The following is a 5,337-nucleotide window of genomic DNA, read 5'->3' as shown; positions in this document are numbered from 1 at the left end:
GGGATGGCATGTGACACCGCCTTTTATTTAAGGAAGAAGAGCCCTATCATGGCACATGATGGATTACGGCTGTAGTACTAGGACAAGTTCGGTTTTTGATTTATCACAATTTTCAAGTAAGTTACGAAACTTAAATGCTTCTTCTTTTATTTCATTAATTGTTATCACAAAGTTTGATCCCTTGGCAGTACATAATGTGTATTAACATTATATTAATACAACTATGTGTTGTATAAAAACCAGCCTTTGTTGGCAGTGCCAACAAAGCCCAAAAAATCATCATTCACTCAGTGCGTTTCGGATATGACTTAGTATTACTTCCGTCGTTTCTTAGCAAAATCATAAGGCGTGATATGTTTTTCCCGGTTGGCATCCAGATAATCCGCCCACCATTGCACCATCAGCCGCCGTTCGTCCAAATGTTTAGATGTGTGAATATAGGCAGCTCTGACGTTTTTCCTTTCCACATGGCTTAACTGGCGTTCGATGGCATCATCGTTCCATAATCCTGATTCACCCATTGCACCGCGAGCCATTGTTCTGAATCCATGCCCGCAAACCTCTGTTTTGGTATCGTAGCCCATGCCACGTAAAGCATTATTGACGGTGCTTTCACTCATGACTTTTTGTGGATCATGATCGTTAGGGAACATCACTTCACACTCACCGCTCAGCTCGCGTAATGATTTGAATAGGGTAACAACCTGGCGGCTTAGCGGTACAATATGCTCGGTTTTCATTTTCATGCCCCTTTCAGAGAATTTAACGCCCTCAATAGCTTTTCTTGTGGCAGGGATTTTCCAGACCGCCTTTTCAAGGTCGAGTTCTTCCCAACGGGCAAATCGCAGCTCACTGGAACGGACAAAGGTTAGTAATGTCAGTTCTACCGCAATGCGAGTGATCAAACGTCCATGATAGCGAGAAAGGCGAGTTAAAAATTCGGGTAAACGTTCGTGAGGCAGAGCGGGGTGGTGTTTGGCTTTGACAGTAGAAAGTGCGCCAGCCATATCATTAGCTGGGTTAGAATCAAGAATATCATTCTGGACGGCGTAGCGCATGATGGAAGTGACACGTTGCTGTAATCGCTGGGCAATGTCGTGTTTGCCATCGGTATCAACGGTTTTGATCGGGGCTAAAAGCTGGCTTGTCCGCAAAGTGGAAATATCTAGCCTGCCAATATGAGGGAAAATATAATGCTCAAGGCTGCGCATGATACGGTTGCCGTGATCTTCACTCCAACGTTTATTGCTGGCATGCCAGTCACGGGCGACTTTTTCAAAGGTATATTTTCCCTTTGCTCCAACGTGTGCGTCTTTTTTCTCGGCTTTGGGATCAATGCCCTGAGCAATCAGCCTCTTGGCTTCGTCTCGTCTGGCACGGGCATCGGCTAAAGAAACAACTGGATAGACACCAAAAGCCAATCGGTCTTCTTTTTTATCGGTAGGTCGGCGATACTTCATACGCCAGTATTTAGATCCACGAGCCGTGACTTCGAGATAGAGACCGCCGCCATCAGCGAGTTTGTAGGTTTTTCCTTTGGGTTTTGCTGTTTCGATGAGTCGTGCGTTTAGTTTCATTATAAGGGGCACATTTAAAATAGAAGTGTAGGTGCCCCTGATTATGCCCCGCCGTGCACGTTGATTGCAATAGACTAGAGTAGACCTAAAAAGAAAAGACCTGATTGATTTATCAGGTCTTTCTAGGAGTTAGTTTACTAGAGTAGACGTTAGTAAACTTATGTTTGGTGCCCAGGGCGGGACTTGAACCCGCACAGCCATAAAGCCGAGGGATTTTAAAGACTAGCCCACCTTTTTTAAAAACAATAAGTTAAGTAAAATCAAAACGTTAACCTTGCCAAATGTCACTATTTATTGCTATATATTTGGCACTGCTGCCATCGATTTTACTCTTCAAGTTGATCGTAAGGATTGAGTGTTAAAGCGAGGTCTAAATGGTCTGGTGCGAAGTGTGCATAACGCATAGTCATGTTAATTGTGCTATGCCCTAATATGCGCTGTAGAACCAGAATATTGCCACCATTCATCATAAAATGACTGGCAAATGTATGTCGCAGAACGTGAGTTGACTGCCCATCAGGTAAATCAATACCGGCCCTTTTCACCGCAGTTTCGAACGTGTCATAACAGTTATTAAATAATCGCCCACGCTTTTTCGGAAGACGATCATATAAACGCTGGGATATCGGGATGGTTCTGTTTTTGTTCCCTTTGGTTTTAGTATAGGTAACTTTATACTTCATCACGTGGGATTGAGTCAGATTTTGTGCTTCACTCCAGCGTGCTCCTGTGGCAAGGCATAAACGAACAACATGGCCGAGATCTTTGTTGGATGAATTATCACACTCAACTAACAACCGCTTGATATCATCTGCATAAAGAAATGCCAGTTCCTGTTCGGCTTCTCTGAATTGCCTAATACCAACCAGCGGATTATCTCCTTTCCATTCATCTAAACGGATTAATTCTGCAAAGACAGCATGAAGATATGACTGTTCTCTATTCACAGTAGACTGGCTGGGTGACTTTCGTCCTTTGGCATTCCATTTACCGTTTAATCGTTCTTCACGATAAACAGCAAACATATTTTTATCGAAATCGGTAACGAGAGGGTTATTCAAACGTTCGCAAACCGCCTCTAATTTTGCTTTGCGACCCTCTCCATCTTTCAGCGTCTTTCCGTGCAGTTCATACCAACGGTTAACCAAATCGCCTAATTTCTGTATACCGCAAGTATCAATATTAAGAGTTTGCTTTTGCATTAGCTGCCGTTCGAATGCCATCGCCTCACCTTTTGTTGTGAATTGGCGTCTGACACGACGGCCATTACGGCCGTCAGGGAAACATTGGCATTGCCACTTACCGTTAGGTAATTTGCTTACAGCCATAAAAACCTCTCAGAATTCAAACCTAAAACATCATCAAAGAATTTTCTTTTACTGTACTGTTTGCCGTTGTATTGAATGTTTGAAGTAATTCTTTCGGCTTTGAATGTCCTGTTTCCATCTGCGTCCATACAGTATCCGAGCAAATAAGGTTCGCCAGCTGAGTTAATAGAAATCTCTTCTAATGAAACCATTCTCTTATCACCTGAATTGCTATAGCTAAATTCAATTAAAATAGGTGCATCAGCCCATACTATTGATAAGTTATCTTTGAATTCATTAAGTAGTGATTCATCCTCTTCATCAGACTCGCTCCACTCATGCGCATTACGATATGTGTTTGCTGAGCTTTTCCTATTTGCAGAACCGATTTTGCGTAGCTTGGATATTTCATCCTGTACGTTTGTTTTTCCAGTCTGATTTTTTAATTGTTTTTTTGATTTTTTTGTTGTTCCATCATCGATTCCCAATCGTTTTTTTAGCTCTTTATTTTCTTTTGCAATTGAACGTGTAGTTAAAGCACAAAGTAGAAAGCCAAATAAAAAAGCTGCGATAACTTCAATCATTCCCTTATCCTTATATTATTGATTGTTACTTTATGAAATAATTCTTGTAGTCTTTTCGGTTCAAGAGACAAATATCTACAGTCCGATAATCATAGAATTACTGAGACTGTAGATATTTGTACCTTATACGTTCATCAGGTCTTTTGTATGCAATCGTATCGCTAGCCGACAGTATCTTTAAGCGGTGCGCCTCATTCATAGCGCGATAGTTTTCTATTATTTCTTGTTCCTCTGCTGATATATTTATAGGATGAAGCCTGTTCCCTGTAATGATGTAAAGTGTATCAACGCTGTGTTTTGTTAATGCCTGTAAATACAACCCACTCAGAGGAATTTCGTCACGTTCATAACAGATTTGCTGAATAAGCGAATATCCGACTAAATTTGCAAACTCACTCTGGCTGAATCCTAAACGTGCACGTTCCTCTGCGATTCTGCTTCCTGTAGTACTCATCGTAAAGTATCTCCTGTGTTGATTTGATTAAATTGCGTTCAGTAACATAAAAAAAACAAATAGTTACGAATTCGTAATTTAGCATTGCGACACAGAGGAAACATATTCATAGATCACAATTTCAATGTGTTATTATTTTGTTTGGTATTTTAATTACAGTGAGTTGTGCCATAAGTTAGGGTTTATAAAACAATGAACAAAATGCACACTATCTGTATCAATATTAATCATCCATTTTTTGTGCGTTTATCCGATGCTGATTGCGCAAAAACAGATCCCACAGCTTGCATGTTTAAGCGTGATTCCTCGCTCATAGCGCGATAGTGTTCAATTAATTTTTGCTCTTCCATGGAAATAGCTACTGGTGCTGTTGGTATTCCAGTTATGATGTAAGTGATATCAAAGCCATATGCATTAGAAAGCATGGAAAGCATTGCAGCATCGGGAACTGTTTCTCCTCTTTCATATTTTCCCCAAGTTCTTGTAGACACACCAAAATTTTTAGCCATTGAATCCTGACTTGCACCTGATTTTTCCCTTTCCTCTCTTAATCGTTTTCCGATTAGGAATGAAAGTTCCTCTTTTTGAGTTGACATAGGAATAATTCTTCCTTAAAGTTATTTGTATCGTTACTTAGTGGATCACAATATATCATCATGACACTCAATAAGCATATTAGACGGTCACGATTACCGCGAGGAATCGCCTCAAAAAATCCTATCGTTATGCGGTTATCAGTCGATGAGCGTGAAGAGTTGGAGGCTATTGCAAAAAAAGACAGCCGTTCTGTATCCAGTATGGCTCGCATCATTTACCTTAGTGCTGTACAGAACTTCCGGTGAGGTGTGTATGAGTACAATCAACAATGTAAACAACATCTCTATCACCGTTAACGTTGAGTCGGCATACGTTTCATTAAAAAAGTACTCAGAAATTACAGAGATCCCTTTCAGCACCTGCCGTGCAATGGTTGCTGATGGCCGCATTATCATCAGGCCAAAGAAAAGGGGCAAAGAGATGGTCGAAGTCAACATGATCGCCATGTTGAAAGATGCAATTAATAATAGCTAATAAATTATCCAATAGAGGTAATAAGCATGCGAAATATTATGCCAACACTAGAGGAATTAAATAAAGGTAGAGTCAAATTTGGTGCATTCTTAGTTCGCCCATTACCGAAGAACGCGGTTCGTTTGAATATGCGTTATCAGGTTGAAGACGGCGAACATTGTCACGGACAATTTGATTCACGTAATGAAGCATTACGGTATTGTTATCAACGGTACAGGATAAAAATCCATGAACGAATTAAAGAGGGTGCAGCATCAGTATAAAGTCACCAGTGCTGACTTTTGCAAAATTAAAGTAACCGGCACTAAGAAAGAAAACCCTTTGATGATGACTTTAGTTTCAAT

At 40.6% G+C, this 5,337-nt stretch carries 8 protein-coding genes; 3 read left to right on the top strand and 5 right to left on the bottom strand.

Annotation, left to right across the window (positions count from 1 at the left end):
* Window positions 1-314: 314 nt before the first annotated feature.
* The 5 genes from NXS07_RS18480 to NXS07_RS18460 all read right to left on the bottom strand — a co-directional run bounded on the left by NXS07_RS18480 (window position 315) and on the right by NXS07_RS18460 (window position 4,518).
* Window positions 315-1,577: a tyrosine-type recombinase/integrase gene (locus tag NXS07_RS18480; RefSeq protein WP_258087369.1), complete on the bottom strand. Its 1,263-nt coding sequence runs from the start codon at window positions 1,575-1,577 to the stop codon at window positions 315-317.
* A 326-nt stretch (window positions 1,578-1,903) separates the two neighbouring features.
* Complete coding sequence (locus tag NXS07_RS18475; RefSeq protein ID WP_258087368.1) at window positions 1,904-2,905, bottom strand: phage integrase; 1,002 nt, start codon at window positions 2,903-2,905, stop codon at window positions 1,904-1,906.
* On the bottom strand, window positions 2,896-3,468 hold the full coding sequence (locus tag NXS07_RS18470; protein ID WP_258087367.1) for a WYL domain-containing protein: 573 nt from the start codon (window positions 3,466-3,468) through the stop codon (window positions 2,896-2,898). The genes NXS07_RS18475 and NXS07_RS18470 overlap by 10 nt, the downstream gene beginning before the upstream one ends.
* 97 nt (window positions 3,469-3,565) lie before the next feature.
* Window positions 3,566-3,922 (bottom strand): hypothetical protein, encoded by a 357-nt coding sequence (locus tag NXS07_RS18465; protein WP_258087366.1) that lies wholly within the window; start codon window positions 3,920-3,922, stop codon window positions 3,566-3,568.
* Between the two features lie 227 nt (window positions 3,923-4,149).
* The gene (locus NXS07_RS18460) at window positions 4,150-4,518 is read right to left on the bottom strand and encodes a helix-turn-helix domain-containing protein (protein WP_258087365.1); all 369 of its coding nucleotides are present in this window, start codon (window positions 4,516-4,518) and stop codon (window positions 4,150-4,152) included.
* Between the two features lie 60 nt (window positions 4,519-4,578).
* On the opposite strand from NXS07_RS18460, the gene NXS07_RS18455 reads away from it, so the two are divergent.
* The 3 genes from NXS07_RS18455 to NXS07_RS18445 are packed head-to-tail and all read left to right on the top strand — an operon-like array spanning window position 4,579 to window position 5,256.
* Window positions 4,579-4,764, top strand: coding sequence for a hypothetical protein (locus NXS07_RS18455; protein WP_099124857.1), 186 nt, complete (start codon window positions 4,579-4,581; stop codon window positions 4,762-4,764).
* Between the two features lie 7 nt (window positions 4,765-4,771).
* Window positions 4,772-4,993, top strand: a complete 222-nt coding sequence (locus NXS07_RS18450) for a DNA-binding protein (protein ID WP_258087364.1) — start codon at window positions 4,772-4,774, stop codon at window positions 4,991-4,993.
* Window positions 4,994-5,019: 26 nt separating this feature from the next.
* Complete coding sequence (locus tag NXS07_RS18445) at window positions 5,020-5,256, top strand: hypothetical protein (protein WP_258087363.1); 237 nt, start codon at window positions 5,020-5,022, stop codon at window positions 5,254-5,256.
* Window positions 5,257-5,337: the final 81 nt, after the last annotated feature.

Source organism: Xenorhabdus bovienii (assembly GCF_024721015.1).
Classification (GTDB): Bacteria; Pseudomonadota; Gammaproteobacteria; order Enterobacterales; family Enterobacteriaceae; genus Xenorhabdus; species Xenorhabdus bovienii.
The sequence above is the reverse complement of the archived record's forward strand: the minus strand, read 5'-3'. Positions and strand labels throughout refer to the sequence as shown.

What these genes read in the sequence shown, in the direction of transcription:
- NXS07_RS18465 (WP_258087366.1), bottom strand. Translation starts at nt 3,922, where the DNA reads ATGAGTACTACAGGAAGCAGAATCGCAGAGGAACGTGCACGTTTAGGA.
- NXS07_RS18450 (WP_258087364.1), top strand. Translation starts at nt 4,772, where the DNA reads ATGAGTACAATCAACAATGTAAACAACATCTCTATCACCGTTAACGTT.
- NXS07_RS18445 (WP_258087363.1), top strand. Translation starts at nt 5,020, where the DNA reads ATGCGAAATATTATGCCAACACTAGAGGAATTAAATAAAGGTAGAGTC.
- NXS07_RS18455 (WP_099124857.1), top strand. Translation starts at nt 4,579, where the DNA reads ATGACACTCAATAAGCATATTAGACGGTCACGATTACCGCGAGGAATC.
- NXS07_RS18470 (WP_258087367.1), bottom strand. Translation starts at nt 3,468, where the DNA reads ATGATTGAAGTTATCGCAGCTTTTTTATTTGGCTTTCTACTTTGTGCT.
- NXS07_RS18460 (WP_258087365.1), bottom strand. Translation starts at nt 4,518, where the DNA reads ATGTCAACTCAAAAAGAGGAACTTTCATTCCTAATCGGAAAACGATTA.
- NXS07_RS18475 (WP_258087368.1), bottom strand. Translation starts at nt 2,905, where the DNA reads ATGGCTGTAAGCAAATTACCTAACGGTAAGTGGCAATGCCAATGTTTC.
- NXS07_RS18480 (WP_258087369.1), bottom strand. Translation starts at nt 1,577, where the DNA reads ATGAAACTAAACGCACGACTCATCGAAACAGCAAAACCCAAAGGAAAA.